14 protein-coding genes and 1 pseudogene are annotated in these 16,352 nt (G+C 46.4%); 5 read left to right on the forward strand and 10 right to left on the reverse strand.

Annotated features, from left to right (window positions below; all coding sequences use genetic code 11):
* Positions 1-37: 37 nt before the first annotated feature.
* Positions 38-1,245 (reverse strand): IS3 family transposase gene (locus OGW13_RS08155; protein WP_109455549.1). Its coding sequence is split into 2 segments (ribosomal slippage): positions 38-924 and positions 924-1,245, totalling 1,209 coding nucleotides; the frame shifts between segments, so codons are not numbered across the junction.
* 29 nt (positions 1,246-1,274) lie between these two features.
* On the opposite strand from OGW13_RS08155, the pseudogene OGW13_RS25835 reads away from it, so the two are divergent.
* Both OGW13_RS25835 and OGW13_RS08160 read left to right on the forward strand, forming a co-directional pair.
* Positions 1,275-1,531 (forward strand): annotated as a pseudogene (locus OGW13_RS25835) (hypothetical protein); the annotation flags it as partial.
* Between the two features lie 204 nt (positions 1,532-1,735).
* Positions 1,736-3,631 carry a hypothetical protein gene (locus OGW13_RS08160; RefSeq protein WP_225622131.1) on the forward strand — a complete coding sequence of 632 codons (1,896 nt, stop codon included), beginning with the start codon at positions 1,736-1,738 and terminating at the stop codon, positions 3,629-3,631.
* 90 nt (positions 3,632-3,721) lie between these two features.
* On the opposite strand, the gene OGW13_RS08165 is transcribed toward OGW13_RS08160, so the two are convergent.
* The 4 genes from OGW13_RS08165 to OGW13_RS08180 form a co-directional block, all read right to left on the reverse strand.
* Entirely contained in the window at positions 3,722-4,348 is a 627-nt protein-coding gene (locus OGW13_RS08165) for an inovirus Gp2 family protein (RefSeq protein ID WP_061548331.1), read from the reverse strand.
* Between the two features lie 315 nt (positions 4,349-4,663).
* Positions 4,664-6,076 carry a YfjI family protein gene (locus tag OGW13_RS08170; RefSeq protein ID WP_284237749.1) on the reverse strand — a complete coding sequence of 471 codons (1,413 nt, stop codon included), beginning with the start codon at positions 6,074-6,076 and terminating at the stop codon, positions 4,664-4,666.
* Positions 6,077-6,209: 133 nt separating this feature from the next.
* A complete protein-coding gene (locus OGW13_RS08175; protein WP_080950027.1) occupies positions 6,210-6,440 on the reverse strand; it encodes a helix-turn-helix transcriptional regulator in 231 nt (76 codons plus the stop codon).
* A gap of 334 nt (positions 6,441-6,774) precedes the next feature.
* Positions 6,775-7,215: a hypothetical protein gene (locus OGW13_RS08180; protein ID WP_061548332.1), complete on the reverse strand. Its 441-nt coding sequence runs from the start codon at positions 7,213-7,215 to the stop codon at positions 6,775-6,777.
* Positions 7,216-7,343: 128 nt separating this feature from the next.
* On the opposite strand from OGW13_RS08180, the gene OGW13_RS08185 reads away from it, so the two are divergent.
* Positions 7,344-7,499, forward strand: a complete 156-nt coding sequence (locus tag OGW13_RS08185) for a hypothetical protein (protein WP_100247371.1) — start codon at positions 7,344-7,346, stop codon at positions 7,497-7,499.
* Here the strand turns inward: OGW13_RS08185 and OGW13_RS08190 are convergent.
* A complete protein-coding gene (locus OGW13_RS08190) occupies positions 7,496-8,110 on the reverse strand; it encodes a Fic/DOC family protein (protein ID WP_174329971.1) in 615 nt (204 codons plus the stop codon). The genes OGW13_RS08185 and OGW13_RS08190 overlap by 4 nt on opposite strands.
* Before the next feature lie 4 nt (positions 8,111-8,114).
* The gene (locus tag OGW13_RS08195; protein WP_103856840.1) at positions 8,115-9,431 is read right to left on the reverse strand and encodes a tyrosine-type recombinase/integrase; all 1,317 of its coding nucleotides are present in this window, start codon (positions 9,429-9,431) and stop codon (positions 8,115-8,117) included.
* A gap of 262 nt (positions 9,432-9,693) precedes the next feature.
* On the opposite strand from OGW13_RS08195, the gene OGW13_RS08200 reads away from it, so the two are divergent.
* Complete coding sequence (locus OGW13_RS08200; RefSeq protein WP_125339409.1) at positions 9,694-10,008, forward strand: hypothetical protein; 315 nt, start codon at positions 9,694-9,696, stop codon at positions 10,006-10,008.
* Here OGW13_RS08200 and OGW13_RS08205 read toward each other — a convergent pair.
* A complete protein-coding gene (locus tag OGW13_RS08205) occupies positions 9,980-11,101 on the reverse strand; it encodes a hypothetical protein (protein ID WP_054177285.1) in 1,122 nt (373 codons plus the stop codon). The genes OGW13_RS08200 and OGW13_RS08205 overlap by 29 nt on opposite strands.
* A gap of 46 nt (positions 11,102-11,147) precedes the next feature.
* Positions 11,148-12,455, reverse strand: a complete 1,308-nt coding sequence (locus tag OGW13_RS08210) for an MFS transporter (protein ID WP_051642263.1) — start codon at positions 12,453-12,455, stop codon at positions 11,148-11,150.
* Between the two features lie 350 nt (positions 12,456-12,805).
* On the opposite strand from OGW13_RS08210, the gene OGW13_RS08215 reads away from it, so the two are divergent.
* On the forward strand, positions 12,806-14,611 hold the full coding sequence (locus OGW13_RS08215; RefSeq protein ID WP_054177283.1) for a glycoside hydrolase family 2 protein: 1,806 nt from the start codon (positions 12,806-12,808) through the stop codon (positions 14,609-14,611).
* Here the strand turns inward: OGW13_RS08215 and OGW13_RS08220 are convergent.
* Positions 14,608-16,104: a hypothetical protein gene (locus tag OGW13_RS08220; RefSeq protein WP_287115870.1), complete on the reverse strand. Its 1,497-nt coding sequence runs from the start codon at positions 16,102-16,104 to the stop codon at positions 14,608-14,610. The genes OGW13_RS08215 and OGW13_RS08220 overlap by 4 nt on opposite strands.
* Positions 16,105-16,352: the final 248 nt, after the last annotated feature.

Here is a 16,352-nt window from a genome sequence, read left to right on the forward strand (position 1 = left end):
TGATCTTGACCCGCCATCTCCGGACAGCTTTTGTATCTTAAGTTAACGATGTCCGCTGCCGCCGATATTCCCTCGGGGAGTGATATCCCAGCGCGCTGTGCGGGTGGTTTTCATTGTAATGTGTGAACGCTGCTGCAAGGTTTCGCAGGGCTGTTCTCACATCTGGTTTTGGCATGAACGCGATATAGTCTTCCTTCATCGTCTTCACGAATCGTTCGGCCATGCCATTGCTCTGCGGGCTGCTCACCGCTGTTGTACACGGCTCCAGATTCAGCTCTCTGGCGAACCTCCGCGTTTCATGCGCGGTATATGCTGAACCGTTATCCGTCAGCCATTGAACCGGTGTGGTCGGCAGCCCGTCGCCGAAGCGCTTTTCCACCGACCTCAGCATCACATCCTGCACCGTCGAACTGTCGTAGCCTCCTGTGCTCGCTGCCCAGTCTATGGCTTCTCTGTCGCAGCAGTCCAGCGCGAACGTGACCCGCAGCTTCTCACCGTTGTCGCAGCCGAACTCGAAGCCATCTGAACACCAGCGCATATCGCTTTCTGCCACCGCGATTTTGCCCTTATGTTCACGCTTCGACCGCTCTGGTTTGTCATGCAGTAACAGCAGATTATGCTCACTCATAAGCCGGTAAAGCCGTTTGGCGTTCACGGGGGGCAGTCCCTCTGTACGGCGTTGCGTACGCAGGATGCCCCACACACGGCGATAGCCGTAACTGGGCATATCGCTGATGATATCGAGGATCTCTGACAGTATTTCAGCGTCTGCTTCGTCATCACGCCGGTTACAGCGCCTGTCCTGCCAGTCGGCAGAACGGTTAATTCGCAGTGACAGCTGCGCACGCGACACGCCCATGGTGCGGCTGACCAGGGCTATTCCCCGTCCTTTGGCAACAAGGGCGCGTGCGCTATCCATTTTCGCGACTGAGCGTACTCCACGGCTTCTTTCAGGATCTCAACTTCCATCGTCTTCTTGCCCAGCAGGCGCTGAAGCTCCCGGACCTGCTTCAGAGCAGCAGTAAGCTCAGAAGCTGGAACAACTTCTTCTCCGGCCGCAACGGCGGTGAGGCTGCCTTCCTGATATTGCTTCTTCCACTTAAACAGCAGGCTGGGCTGGATGCCATGCAGGCGGGCGACATGGGAGACATTCATGCCCGGCTCCATCGTCTGCTGGATAATGGCGATCTTCTCCTGAGGAGTTTTACGTTTACGGACTTCTTGCCCTAACAGGATCCCGGTCATCTCAAAATTGGCGTTAGTGTTAGACATATATTCAAGCCTATCTCTTATCTGGAGATACAGCTACTGTCTGGTGTTTCAGGGGGCTACATCACTGTAAACATACAGAGCACCAACACGAAGGCTGCTGCAAGGGTGAAGGACATCACCACGAAAGCCGCCACAGTGAGCACCATGCAGGCTGCTGCAAAAGTGAAGAGCATCGCCACGCAGGCTGTCACCAGGAACATCACCACGAACAGGGTGCGGACGCCGCCACGGTCGCGGCGGAGGTGGTGGTCGTCGCCAGTGCATCTCCGTCACTAACAACGAAGTCGCTGCCGACGAACAGAAAAAATTGCGCGAACAGGGCTTAAGGCCTGGAGATCCTGATTGGGAAAAGTGGGGGATCTGTGATTATATCACCAAACCACGTGTACAAGCTGCTATCACAGGCAAAACGCCGAATGAACAACCGATTAAGGGCAATTATAGGTTTACAGACGAGTTCCCAATGTCTGACGGTTTTGAGGAAAATGCCGAGTTTTTCACTCTGACCTACGAAGCTGAGAAGTCGGTTAGCCACAACTTGGCCTTTGTTCGCATTGCGCCGTTGCTATGGCTACGCGCGGGTGCGCGCGGCGAACGTATTGAAAAAATACCTACTAAAGGATGGGAAGTGACCGATGCCTGGGCAGAGTACGCAAGACAGCAGGAAACCGTGCGCGAAGTAGTGCCGCTAATGGTATTCCAGGTACCTAATACGCCTGACCCGAATGAGGTGGGGCGTTGGCTGGATACGTTATTCTCCCGTTATCCTGAATTGTCCATTGACAGTGTTGCTCATGTCTTCGGTGAACACACCACACAACGTTTCGGCCAACATCAGGTGCCTTATATTGAACCGCAGCGGGTGCAGGAATCAACCTGGATGCGAGTACTGATTGCTAAAGATGCCATCAGCACTGGCTGGGATTGCCCACGTGCCGAAGTGATGGTTTCCTTCCGCGCAGCCAGCCACAGGACGCATATTACGCAATTGTTGGGGCGTATGGTGCGTACCCCATTGGCGAGACGTATTCCGGGTAATGAGCGTTTAAACTCTGTAGAATGCCTGTTGCCCAAGTTTAATACCAATACCGTGAGAGATGTCGTCAATACCTTGTTTAAGGGCGATGATACCTCTCCTCCAAGCGGACGCATCCTGGTTAACCCTGTGGAGATGAAACCTAACCCGGCTGCTTCAACTGCCGTATGGGAAGCATTTGAAGCGCTACCTTCGCAAACCCGACCACAGAAAGGAGCCAGACCCGCCAGACGTCTGACCGCACTGGCACAGGAACTGGTTGATGACGGCATTCTTGATGGGGCAGTTGGGAAAGCCCATGCTGCTTTGCACGCTGTCCTGGACAGGTTCCAGACAGAAAATGCTGAAAAAATTAAAAACAAGCGCAATGCAGTGCTCGTTGTAGATGGTAAAGCGGTGGTTGCCAGCCTGAAGAACAAAGCAATGACCTTCAACGAGTTCTGGGAGGAGGCGGACGTAGCGGTGATTGATGACGCCTACCGGCGTGCAGCCCGAATCTTCAGCCCGGATGTTTCACGTACCTATGTGGAATATCTGGCCGATAAGGTCGCGGATCGAGAAGAGGATGCAGAGGAATACCTAGAAGCAATCATGGAAGCTCGTGTAACCGTTGCTGGCCTAGGGCTAGTGATGGAGGTGCAGGATTACTTCGATGGCGAGGCCGATAGACTGGCGAAGGCGTGGCTGGCCGAGTACACACCGCAAATCAAGTCGTTGAAAGATGAGCGTAAAGAGGCCTATCGTCAAATCGTCGAAATGAGTACCGAACCGCAGGATGTGGATCTGGTCAGGCCGGCGAACAAGTTTGAAATGACCAGGGTGCGTGAAGGTGAAAAGGAAGCTGACCTTCCAGTCTGGAAACACCATTTGTTGTGTGACGAAAGCGGGAACTATCCGGCTCTGTTGAACCATTGGGAAACCAAGGTTTTTGAGATCGAAACCAAACGTGAAGGATTTGCTTTCTGGTATCGTAATCCACAGTACACAGGGCAGTCGTCACTGGGAATCGCTTATGTTGAAGCTGAACAGTACAAGATTGTTCGTCCCGATTTCCTATTCTTTGCCGAACAGGATGGCGAAATGATTGTGGACCTGGTAGATCCACATGGCCTGCATCTGGCTGATGCCTTGCCTAAACTGAAAGGACTGGCGCTATATGCCGAACACCATCCTGATGCTTATAGACGAATCGAATCCGTCGCCGAAGTAAAAGGTAAATTACGGGTGTTAGATTTGAAACGGCAGGATGTGCAGGATGCTGTTGCGAATGCTGAAAATGCAGAAACGTTATTTAGTAGCGGACTTGCTGATGACTATCAGTAATCTATAGAAAATTGCGTAACGAAACTGCATTTCAGTAATTGGTTGATGCAATACAAATATGGCCTTCTCACTGAGAAGGCCATTACCGACTTACAGTTCGATTTGGCTGCAGCCGAAGTTACGATCCCCTTCACCAAAAACTTTGCTTTCGACTTTGGTGAGGTAATCCAGTCGGGTTAACAGCGCTTGGTAGTTATGCTGGAAGTCAGCATTATTGGTATCCAGCACGTACTTACAGTTTTCAGGAAAATGGACCAGACCAGGGTGATCGTCTCTCTCCAATCTCAGGGCACTGTACCAGGCTCCTGTGATCATCCCTCTCAGATTATCGTCCTGATCGTAATCTCCGAGGTGGTAGTAAGCGTCTTTGTTGAACAACAAGCAAATGTGGTAGTGGCATTTGCCTGACTCAGAATACTCTTTCGCCCATATAATAAATAAAGGGCAACGGTAAATGCGTTTATCCTCACGCACCTTACGGGTACGGTCAGCCTCCAGCTTAGCTCTGAGGGACTCACGCATCCGGGATATCACCCCTGGTTCCAGATTAGGGAAGCAACAAATATTGTCACCGCTATCAACTATCTTCGGATAATGGAGATCAACTCGTACCACCGTTAACCTGGGGTAACGGTTAGTCAAATAACATAATAATTTATTGATCTTGATCTGATATTCGAGGATATGTACTCCATGAGTACCTTGATATGTTTTCATAATATATACCTGTAGTTGGTCCTACGGTCTATAGCAGACCCTATAGGGATGCCATACAGGCAGGACTATTCTTGCTCACTGTTGTCGGTATATACTGGTATCAGATCTTAGTACGGACATACTGATCTGATTACTACTCTTACTGGTTAATACAGTAGTAAGGGGATGTAATGCCATTATAATACCTATCCAACATCTAAAATTGAGACGAAGGCAGCCCCAGCCTGTGATGACTGATTAAAAGTTACTCTGTAATTAGTTACAGTAATGACTCTTTAATAAAGTGATTATTCCGTCTTGTCTTTTCTCTGTTCGTTATATAAAACCATCGACAGGTTGTATGAAAATAGTTTTCCCTCTTTTCTCTGCCCGTATTTTGTTTTGCGAATAAAGTGTACTGAGCAGTTCATTCACTTTACTCCGGTTCCTGAACCGGTTCGGACCATATTGCAGGATGGTTGTCTTCCTGATATACGGCACCACACACCTGTAGCAATAATCTTTTATCCACGAGTAAAGCTCGTCTGCTTCTGAACTTACCAGCAGTAACGTCTGGGGTTTAGAGAAAATTCTCACATACTCATCCACATACCAGGCGATTATATCTACTGCGGCTTCCACGGCAGTAAGGGATATATCTCCTTCATCACCGTTAAAGTAATGCAGCAGTGCAGCGATCCTCGCCATATTCTCCGCCATTTTAGAAGCATAATCCTTAAAATCAGACAGGAGGCCAATCAGCCCCATTTCTGACTCGACTTTGTTATAAAATTCGAGCCAGCGTTTTTCTGCTTCGGGAGAGAAACGCAGACACTGACGCTCATTTTCCTCATTTCTGGCAATGCTCTCGTTAACAATGTCTATAAGTCGTTGATGAAATACCGGTAGATGCTCACTTGAGACAACCGGACTGGTAATTTGCCTGTAGCCCTGTGTTGAACCAGGTTGACATATCAGACATCGGGCGAAGAATCCGATCCCTTTCGCGGCATCGCCTTTTCGTTCCAAATACCCTTTTTTAAACACATCAGGCTGAATCATCAGCCCCAGCGTCATTCTGGCATCTTTGATTAATTTACCTGGCTCGCTTTTTCTTTCCACGGGAAACATTGCACCATCCCACATTTTATTGATGAAAGGCAGTTCATTTAGCGCGTAGCCGTTAAAAATGGTGCCAGCTTCATCAGACATAAGCCCGATGGACCGCCAGCGTCCACAGAGAGAGTCTTTCATCGCCGCAGGTGTGGCATCGTTGTATATCTGCCTTAACCTGACCGGTGCTTTCGGGGACGCCACCAGTAGCGCTTTCAGACGTTCGCTCGTTGCAGAGTGATCTTTATTACGACGAATATCTGATTTCAGTTTCGACATCAGGGCTTTCTTTTCAACATTAAAAGCCATTTCCTCATTCCGCCAGATAATCATGTCCTGGGTATATTTTTCAAACCATTCTTCTTCCAGTTGATATAATGGTTTCATCAGCAGTTTGTCCACCGTGCTTTTGCGTTCTCCAGATTCCGCCAGTGTCAGTAAAAAAAGTGATACCGGGCTGCGCAGATTATTCAGTCGGCACACATCAATCCGGTTCTGGCAGGCTAGCGAAATAACCCCCAATACCGATGCAGCAATCAAAGCCTGGGGAGCCTGCGTATGCTGTTCCACTTCATAAACCGCATTTCTGATGATCTGCGGGAACACATGCACAGGGAAAGGACGACCACACAGCATAGATACCTCTTATTCATTAACGTTTAAAATGATTCCCCTCACATCGCTATGCCGCTATTAATGGCAGAAATAGCAGGATGAACACGGGGCACTCAAAAAAAACAAAAAAATAAATGTAAAAAACACATCGATACTAACGCTCATTGATCCAATAGAGCAGGTCACTAAGCAACCACCCACAGGATTTCAGACCAATGGACTTACGCGGTGGAAACTTACCAGACTGTTCCAGTTTCCACGCTGTTGAGCGAGAAATAGAGGTAATATATTGCCGTTCTTTTTCTCGTACTAATCGATCGCAAGTTTCACCATAATCTCTTAAGACTTTGATACGTTGTTCATTAGTTAACTTAAAAGGCATCATTTGAGTTTCCTTGTTGATAGCGTGAAATTATCATGCTCGTGCCAGGAAGCATGCGCAACATCCACGATGCTCATTAAGGATTGCGGTCAAAAAACACATAATCATCAGCTACTTAATAAATTATTACTTTTCCCTTATTAAGGGATATCTTGCTATGACTGAGGGAGTGTGTACTCAGAAAACCATATATTACAAAAGTGATATTTGAGGGATTCATGCTGGAGAATAAGAGAATCATTGAAGGGGGATAGCTTAAAACACCCTTCATAAAATAAAACTCTCACATATGATCTGAGAATTACGAGTATATAAATAACTCTCAGATAAAAAGAGTTTACTGTTTAGTATCCATTTTTTTGAATTCTGTACACCAGCCCTCAACAGTCTTTAACTGGAAGGAGTAGACAATATCATGTGACTTTGCGAGAGAGTCTAATTTTTTAACAAAATCCTTTGCAGTAAATTTGTATTCTGGATAACACTCTTTGCTAAGAAGATAAATTGCATTTAATGCTGGCGATCTGATTTTAGTATCACCATTGTTATTTTTAAATTTTTTTTCATTATTTGATAACTCTTTTTTTAGTTCGTTATTTTCGGTTCTAAACATTTCAATGTCTTTGATAAAATTTTCTTTATCAACAAGGAAGTTTTCCTTATCTTTATGATAATTTTTTATATCACCTAAAAGATTATTGTTTTCCCTTCTTAAATCATTATTTATCCTCAGTAGCTCTTCAAAACTTTCTCTTGTAAAATCAGGCTTATCAAACATTTTTTATCCTTATAGAATCAATAAATAGCTTACCACCAAAATAAATTACGATACACAATGTGAAATTAACTGGACTAATCTATCCCCAAACACCTACAATTCTAGCAGCAGCTATAAGGAAATTTTTCATGAGAAAACATACATCATCTCAAGTGACCAAAGCAAAAATCCTCCGCGCCGTTGCCAGCTCGACCGCGATAGAAACCGGTGTTTCTGTGCAAAAAATTGAGCAGCAACTCAAAAAAAATCAGGCACAGGCGAAGGCCGTTGGCCTCGCCCGTTAATCTGGCAAGATGTCGCTCACCAGTTGCATCATAGGGCTGTAGTTCCCTGATACGCCTGCCTGTATTGCCTTGAAGTAAAACGTCTTGTGTTCATCCCATAAGCTGTAATCCAGCAAGCCTTTTCCCGCAAGAACCGAGAGCACATCGCAAAGCAGCCGCGACAGACGCCCGTTACCTTCTCTGAATGGGTGGATCAAAATAAATTCCACGTGGCATTCAGCCAGATAACTAACCAGCCCCGAACGAGCCAGAGATTTAAGCTCACCCGACCGAGCGAGAAACTGCTTCTCAAAACCATCAAGAAGAAGCGGAATCCTGTCGGCAGCCGCAAACTGAAAGCCATCCTTAGTCAGGTTGGCATTACGCAGCCTCCCCGCCCAGTCATACACATTCCCCAGCCATTGGCGATGCCACCCACTGATGTGCTCAAAAGCCAGCGCCGCAGGCGGCTGGCCTTCGATAAATAGCTGTTCATAAAGCATCAGCAGCAGGCCAGATTCCAGCGCCTCCATTTCCTCTTCATCTGTGATCCCTAACTTATTAGCCAGCACCAGGTCTCCAGAGCCCGGTTGATACCGCTCTTCTACTGAATTAAGCTCATATTTTGCCAAGCTCTTACCTCCGTCCAAACAAGTTCACAACGTTGTTTTCCTGCTGTCGCTGATAGTTGTTGACCCTATCTTCCCAGATCTCAAGCGCCCTGCGCTTTTCAGGCAAGTAATCATAACGATCATAGTGTTTCGAGCTGACGTCATTCAAAGCGTGATTCTGGATACGGTCGCGGATCTCTTTGCTGATCCCCGCCTCCCCCATCAGCGTTTTACATGTGCGACGTAAATCTCGCGCTGTGAAAACTTTAAACTTAGGATTAAAAGCCCGGAAATACATGATGGAACGGGCCAGGCTATCGGTACGTACCGGTCGTTCGCCGTTGGTCGAGAGCGGGAAGATATAGGGGCTGTTACTTTCCTTAGTCAGTTCTTTCACTGAGGCTAATTCACTTAATGCCGATTCAGTCAATGGGATCAGGTGCTCCCGTTTGTTTTTCGATACATCGGCTATGACCAGTAACGTCTTTTGCTGCCAGTCAATCGCGCTCCATTGGCTGGCAATCATTTCAAACGGTCGCTGCCCGCCAGCATAAACGCAGAAGCGGATAAGGTGCTGCATCAACGGCCCAACGTTAGTTGCCTGAGCGAACTGCTCCATGACAAAACGCAGCTCTTCCAGCATTAACCATGTATCACCCACTTTCTCCGCAGAGGACTGCTTCGGTATGGCCGATACCGGATTAACTTCAAGCCCGAACGTAATGCCCACGCTGGTATTCATCGGATCGTTATCGGCTTTAAGCCCATAGTTAAATGCCGCCATCAGGTAGGAACGAATTCGGTTCGCATGGACCACCGCATCTCGCTGGATAATGCCTGAGAGGATGGTTTTGATCTGTAATGGCGTGACATCCTTCGCTTTGGTCTCTCGAGGAATGACTGAATAGCACTCTTTTTCAAGACGCTTCAGTACATCGGCCCAGGTCCGCTTATTGTCGAGCTTCATCTTGTTAACGTAGCCATGTACCAGCTCTTTAAACGAGCCCTGCGAGCGATGGATCTGCATGATGTGCTGTTCGGCCAGGCGCTGTTGCTCAAGCTCTTGCTGCGGCTCTTTTCCTTCAACAAGCCAGGCTCCATATTTTTTCGCCAGCTCATTGGCCGTCACCAGTTTCATCTCAGGCCAGATGCCCAACTGGATGAACTTTTCTTTCTTCCCTTTCTCAACGTAGTAACGGAAATAAAAAACTTTGCTGCCTGAAGGCTGAACCTTAACGCCAAGCCTGCCAGTACCACGTTGAGCGCTGTTGCTCCACACGTAGTACGCCGTGCTTTTTGTCTTCAATCCACGTATAGCAGTCTCGGTAAGATTAGCGGCCATAAGTTTACCTTTCTAAGAATATGCGTTACCTGACCCGATGCCCATTTCGGGTCAGGTAACGGGTCAGGTAAGGATAGTACAATGGGGAAATGAGAGAACCAATCAGAAACAAAAATAACTTCATAACTGATTGATTATAGACAATTAAAAATACAAATAGAGACAATGACGAACAATTAAAAACATGCCAATTTTATGACTCATAATCGCTTGGTCGTTGGTTCAAACCCAACAGGGGCCACCAGACAAAACAAGGAGTTAGATGAGAAATCGTCTGACTCCTTTTTCGTTTTACAAAAATAGAGTTGGGAAAGGCGAGACCTACGGTATTAAACGCGAAATTTTGAAAATGCTCGCCAACAGCAACTTTAGCAATATCCGAAAGCGATGGTTGGGCCTGAATCGCCGCCCAGAACGACTTTCCGTTGCTGGGGCGACATTAGTGAGAAACAGCCCTGCGCATGGGTATTTTGCCCTATCCTCATCAACAGACGAACGGATGCTGGGTTATTTAACACTTTTCTATATCCAGATATTCAGCAGACATATTAAACGATCTTACCAACCTGATATTTAAAGTAACCAATTCCAATGGTTTTTCTGAAACGCCATGGCTGCCACTCTGGCCATAAAACGTCGGCAATCATCGCGATAGCAATCCATCGGAACCAGGTCGCGAAGGTATTACTTAACCCCTGTGGTTCTTTATAGCCTTTAACCCAACCATCGTATCCCCGTTCACCAACAAGTGTGTCAGGGAAGCCGCCATCCGCATTCTGGATATCGAGAAGTTTGACCAACATATTACGTAGCCAGTATTCAATTTCATCCTGACGATGGGGACAGCGCGAATACCCATGCGCCAGAATATCGATAATATCAACATCAATACAGCTACTGCGTATTGCCACGGGTTGTTCCAGACAACGACTCATCGACTGGTTGAAATGAGGAATTGTCTCGTCAAGCGCATAAAAAATATGCAGGTTATGCGTTGCACCACAAAGTGCGAACAGCAATGCTTCCTGACTGAATTGCTGTCCTGGCCCCCAGAATCCGGAGTAGGGCTCGCTCTGCTGGTTGTGCCAACCGATCATATCCTGCAAGCGCTGGCTTGCAGGCCCCTCCGGGTGACGCTGCTTTTCGAGAAGCAGGAAACTGCCAAGGTTAACGATATTGTTTCCTTCAAGCCACGGATCGCGCATATCGCGCTGGCCTAACCATGCCCGGAAAACCAGGGGATCGAGAAAGGGCGCTAAAAAGGGCAGTTCAAGCCTGTCTAACTGTTCCAGAACCTCCAATGCCCCCATACAATAATTTGTTGCATGGAAACGCATATACTGACGTGTTTCTTCGATATCCGGGCGTTTCCATGTTTCATCCCACTGCATACCCGGTAGAAGGAAATAACCATCATCCTGTTGGTGACTTAAAATCCAGTCAGCCAGTAATTCCTTTTCCTCTATATTATCCCCTAATAATGCGCGGGCCATAGTTCCATCATAGGTTCCTGATAATAACATTTGCGGCCATTTTTCTGGCTGATGATAATCGCTGACACGCAATACGCCAGGCGTCATCCCGGCGACGCTCATGCTATTGAGCCAGTTAATACTGTTCTCTTTAGCCTGCAGAATACGTTCTTGTAAAAGACAGTCTGTTAATTTCATAAAATAACCTGTATTCAGGATTAATCGTTGTTCTGAAGGTTGATAATTATTTAAATTTTGCTGCCGACATTGTCGGTGTTAAAACATGCATAATGACAAAACCTAACAGATAAGCAAAACCACCCATCAGGAATATTGACCAATAACTCCCTGTCGCCTGCAAAATATGCCCGGTAGCTTGTGCAAAGAGTATTGAACCTATTGAGCCAATCAGGCAACCAATACCGACAACAGCGCCAACGGCTTCTTTCGGGAACATATCAGAAACACTGGTATAGAGATTGACTGACCATCCCTGATGGGCGGCAACCGCAATACCAATTAAAATAACGGCGACCCACAAATTAGACGCGGTAGAGACCAGCAAGATTGGCAATACACAAATAGCGCACAGCAGTAGTGTTAATTTACGTGCGTTGTTGACGGCTATTCCATGGTTGATCAACCATGCAGGCAAGTATCCACCGGCGAGTCCGCCAATGGTCGCCAGTATATTGATCAGAACCAATGGTGTCGCCATGTGCGCCATATCAATACCGCGACTGTCGTGTAACCATTTAGGCAACCAGAACAGGAAGAACCAGAAAATCGGGTCGGTCAGGAATTTGCACATCGCAAATGCCCAGGTCTGGCGATACTTTAATAACCCAATCCAGCTCACTTTGCATGCTGCTGGTGTGGGTTCAGACATTTCATCCTGATGGATCCACTCCAGTTCCTCCTTATTCACTTTTTTTGCTTTTTCTGGTTTTCCGTATAAGAACAGCCAGAAAACAATCCATATAAAACCGACTGCGCCGGTCACTACAAAAGCTTCACGCCAGCCCCACTGTAATGCAATCCATGGAATAATAATGGGGGCGAAAATATTCCCGACGTTTGAACCGGAGTTGAAAATACCGGTCGCAAAAGCGCGCTCTCTCCTGGGGAACCATTCAGCAGCAACCTTTACCGCTGACGGAAAGTTAGCGCTTTCGCCAACGCCCAGAAAAATCCTTGCATAAATAAACCCTGTAACAGTACTCACTGCACCATGAGCCATGGCGGCCAGGCTCCATATTGCCAGAGCAACGGGCAATATAAGGCGAGCGCCATACAGATCGACAATTCTGCCGCAGATTAATAAACCCACGGCATAGGCTGCCTGGAAGGCAGTGACAATATTGCCATATTCGATTTCTGTCCAGCCGATATCTTTTTGTAGCATGGGGGCTAACAACCCCAGGATAGAGCGATCAAGGTTATTAATAGTGACCGAGAAAAAAAGCAATGCGCAAATTGTCCATCGGTATCGACTTCTGTTTAATTGAGGCTTTGTTGCTTGTTCGCTAATACTGTGTTGTAGCTGGCTCATCTTATTACCTCTCCATGTCTGTGCTCTACAGAATATGAATCTTTCTCGCCGCTACAGTGTAAGTATCTTTAGACCGGGACAGGCAATACTCAAAAAGGAAACTGAGATCTTAACGTTCATTCGGTTTTTATTTGCAAGCAAAGTCACCTTTTTAGCTGGCTAATGTGATGAGGAACACTTCAGCACGAAAGGGAATGTGAGGTTAATCACGATTAAATTTGATGTTTTTTGAGCTACATCACAATTGCTATTTATTCAATATCTGCACACCTTCGAATGTTTTCTTCTTTGATCTGGCGGTCGTTCAGATCCGCTATTCTCCCCCCAACTTTTCTTCACGAGGAATGGCGATGTTAGAAAAATCTGACCTGGCAGATAATGCGGTCGAATGTCTGCATAACGAACACTACGATCGCGCTTATAATGTGCAAAATCTTAACTATCGCACACTCATCTTTAGCGGTGGGCGTCAACGGGAAAGCCTGGCGGGTGACTGGCACTTCACTCTTGATCTGCATGATACGGGGTTAAGGCAAAAATGGTTCTTGATGCAAAAGCAGGATGCTGAAACGCGTAAGGATCCTTACGATTATGATCCCTATTCTGGTCAGACGGTTCCTGTACCCAGCTGCTGGCAAATGTTGAAGGATAAATGGTTTTATTATGAAGGCAGCGCATGGTATACCCGTGAAATCGAGTATGCGAAGCGGGATCCGGATGAGCGTGTATTTCTACGGATAGGTGCAGCGAATTACGATTGCAAAATATTTCTTAACCATGAGTTTATCGGTAACCACTATGGTGGTTCGACGCCTTTCTGTGCTGAGTTAAGCGCAAACTTAAAAGCCGGAAACAACGTATTAATGATCTGTGTGAATAACACCCGGACAACGGACCGCCTTCCATTACGAAATAATGACTGGTTTAACTATGGGGGTATTTATCGTGAGATAGAGCTTATCCGAACACCGCGAAGCTATATTCACGATCTGTTTATCTATCTTGTTCCGGATGGCAACTATAACAGGATTGCTGCGCGCGTCGCGGTTGACGGGCCTGCGGCTGACGTTACCCTTATGATCCCTGAACTTGGGATTAATCAGATATTGCCTGTCGTTGACGGTCAGGCTGAAGTTATTTTATCCGTAAGTCCAGAGTTATGGTCACCCGAAAATCCTAAACGCTATAAAGTCAGGGCTATGCTTGGGCGCGACAGTGTCGAAGATGATGTCGGATTTCGCCAGATTGAGGTGGTGGGTACCGATATTCGGCTGAATGGAAAATCCATTTATCTGCGCGGTGTGAACTGCCATGAAGATGATTTATTCATGGGGAAAGTCACCAGTGAGGATGATATTCGCCAGCGCTTTCGTGATGCGAAGGCACTGAACTGCAACTATATGCGGCTGGCGCATTATCCTCATCATGAACTGGCGGCACGCATTGCGGATGAAGAAGGAATCATGCTGTGGGAAGAAATTCCCAACTATTGGGCAGTCGATTTTACGAATCTGTCGACACAGCGGGATGCGCATAACCAGCTGATGGAACTTATTCTGCGTGATCGTAACCGTGCCAGCGTCATTATCTGGTCCGTTGGCAATGAGAATGCGGATACGGATGAACGTTTAAGCTTCATGACATCGTTAGTGAATGCGGCACGTGATGCTGATCCCAGTCGTCTTATTTCGGCAGCCTGCCTCGTCAACCACGCAAAAATGAAGATTGAAGACAGGCTGACAGAATACCTCGATATCATCGGGTTAAATGAATACTACGGATGGTATGAAGAGAATTTTGATGACTTAATTGTGCTTGGAAAGAACTCATCACCCACAAAACCCGTGGTCATCACCGAAACCGGCGCGGAAGGCGTTCTCAGCGAAGACGCCCCTAAAACCGGTCCCTTCTCTGAGCAATATATGGCCGATGTTTATCGTAAACAAACCGAATATCTGCCAAAACTCACTTACGTTCGTGGCTTTACCCCATGGCTGCTGTATGACTATCGAACAGAGCGTCGACAAAACCCCTGGCAGCAAGGGTTCAACTGTAAAGGCCTGATTACCGCAGATAAGAAAACACGCAAAGCCGCGTTTTATGTTCTGCGGGATTTTTATGAAAATCTCAATAAAGCCGGGTCGTCATCTGACTAATCATGCTGGAGACTATCCGCCAGGGATAACAACCTGGCGGGATCAAAGAGCATTGCCAGATAATGAGGTTGCTGTTGCTCTTCCTTATCCAGCCATTCGCCGAGACGGTTTGCCAGCTGGCGAAGGCTGTGTATTGGCTTATCGAGTTCAAAGTCAGAAACGCCACGACGATTGCCATAGCGTTCCAGGATGAGTTTCATCGCAACGCCCTTCGCAACGTCAGAAAATAAATCGGTATACCATAGCACTCTATCCCAGACACGTTTGAATAACTCCCTTTTACCGTCAGGAAGAGGGGTCTGCTGTAAAAGAAAATGGAGTTGACTACGTGTATTTTGTGCCAGAAAAAGGGCGCGCTGTTTTTCCAGTAACATCAGTTGATATTGTTCAAGCCCGGTGTCGGGATCGTCTGGTGGAAAAAGTGTTGAAAGAGAAAAATCATCTGAACGCCGGGAATGAAGTTGTAAAAGTTTGACGGCCTGCTGATATGTCTTTGGCACCTGACTGTAATGATGCAAAACATGCCCCAGTATGTAAGGGGTTTTTGTCATCCACTCATGGCTGCTGATATAGAGTTGATGGAATGCATCCAGCTCAGCGTTATCGACTTTGTGCTCAAGCATATCGGTAAGCCAGCAGTGAAATGCCTGCTTTTCTGACATCCCCACTTCACGGCCAAACATTGCCAGACCGTGTAAATTTATCGAGTTGACCGAATTGATAAGAGAACTATTGGATATCCACTCCCAGCTTAAGCGACCAGAGACCGCCTCCAGGCGATCGCCTGACATATTTTCAACCCAACTGAGGCGCCCCTTGATCTCCTCCAGTAAATAACAGGGTAGCAGCGTCCAGCCATATTCCAGACCCCATAAATCAAATTCAATCCATTTGATTTTGTCTTCCAGTTGCATCAGAAGTGGATTCGTGGCAAATCCGGGACGATAGCCGTCAGGAACCGCTTTCAGCGAAACACGTACATCTCCGGGAAGCACCTGCAATGCATTAAGAAGCTGCCATGATGCAGACTCATCATCCATATAGTCTCGCAACACTAGTTTTTTCCCAAGACTACGTAGTATTTGATAAAGATAAGGAAGTGTCGATGACCAATTGGCCCGATAAGGAAGATGTTTAGGAAGAGTGACAATAACACCATCTATAGCAGGCAGCTGACTTAAAGATTCAGCGATTTTTAATTGATAGAATTTTTTCCAGAAAGCTTCATCTGCATGGGTATTTTCAATTAATGCATATTCCGGAAATTTTTCCTGAAGTTTTCCCCCAGATGGAAATGCCTCGCCCTGTAACCAGATTCGTATGCCATTTCCGTTACAGATACGGCATAACCTTTGGAGGTATAGCAGTTTCTCCTGCTGTTCACATATCAAATTTTCTTTTCCATTTTGACAATAGTCAGATGGAGAAGTCAATAACGCGAATAAATCTTGCTGATGAATAACAAGACCATTAAAACCGTCTCGTTTCATCATATTAATTACATTTTGCAAATACGGCCAGTGCCATATTAAAGATGAGTTTACTTCCAGTAGACGCAGAGGGGTCAATGCATACATACATAAATCTCATCAATGTTATTAATACAAAAGTGTATCGTTTAAAATAATTTATTATAATAGAGTATAAAGATAACACCAATAAGAAAAATAGTAAAAAACAGGTCCAAAAAGCTTATAAAATTAATCGTTTTATGTTGTTAGTTTTATTTCTGTCATGATAA

The sequence above is a fragment of the Citrobacter sp. Ca225 genome (genome assembly GCF_030337175.1).
In the GTDB taxonomy this organism is placed as follows: domain Bacteria; phylum Pseudomonadota; class Gammaproteobacteria; order Enterobacterales; family Enterobacteriaceae; genus Citrobacter_A; species Citrobacter_A amalonaticus.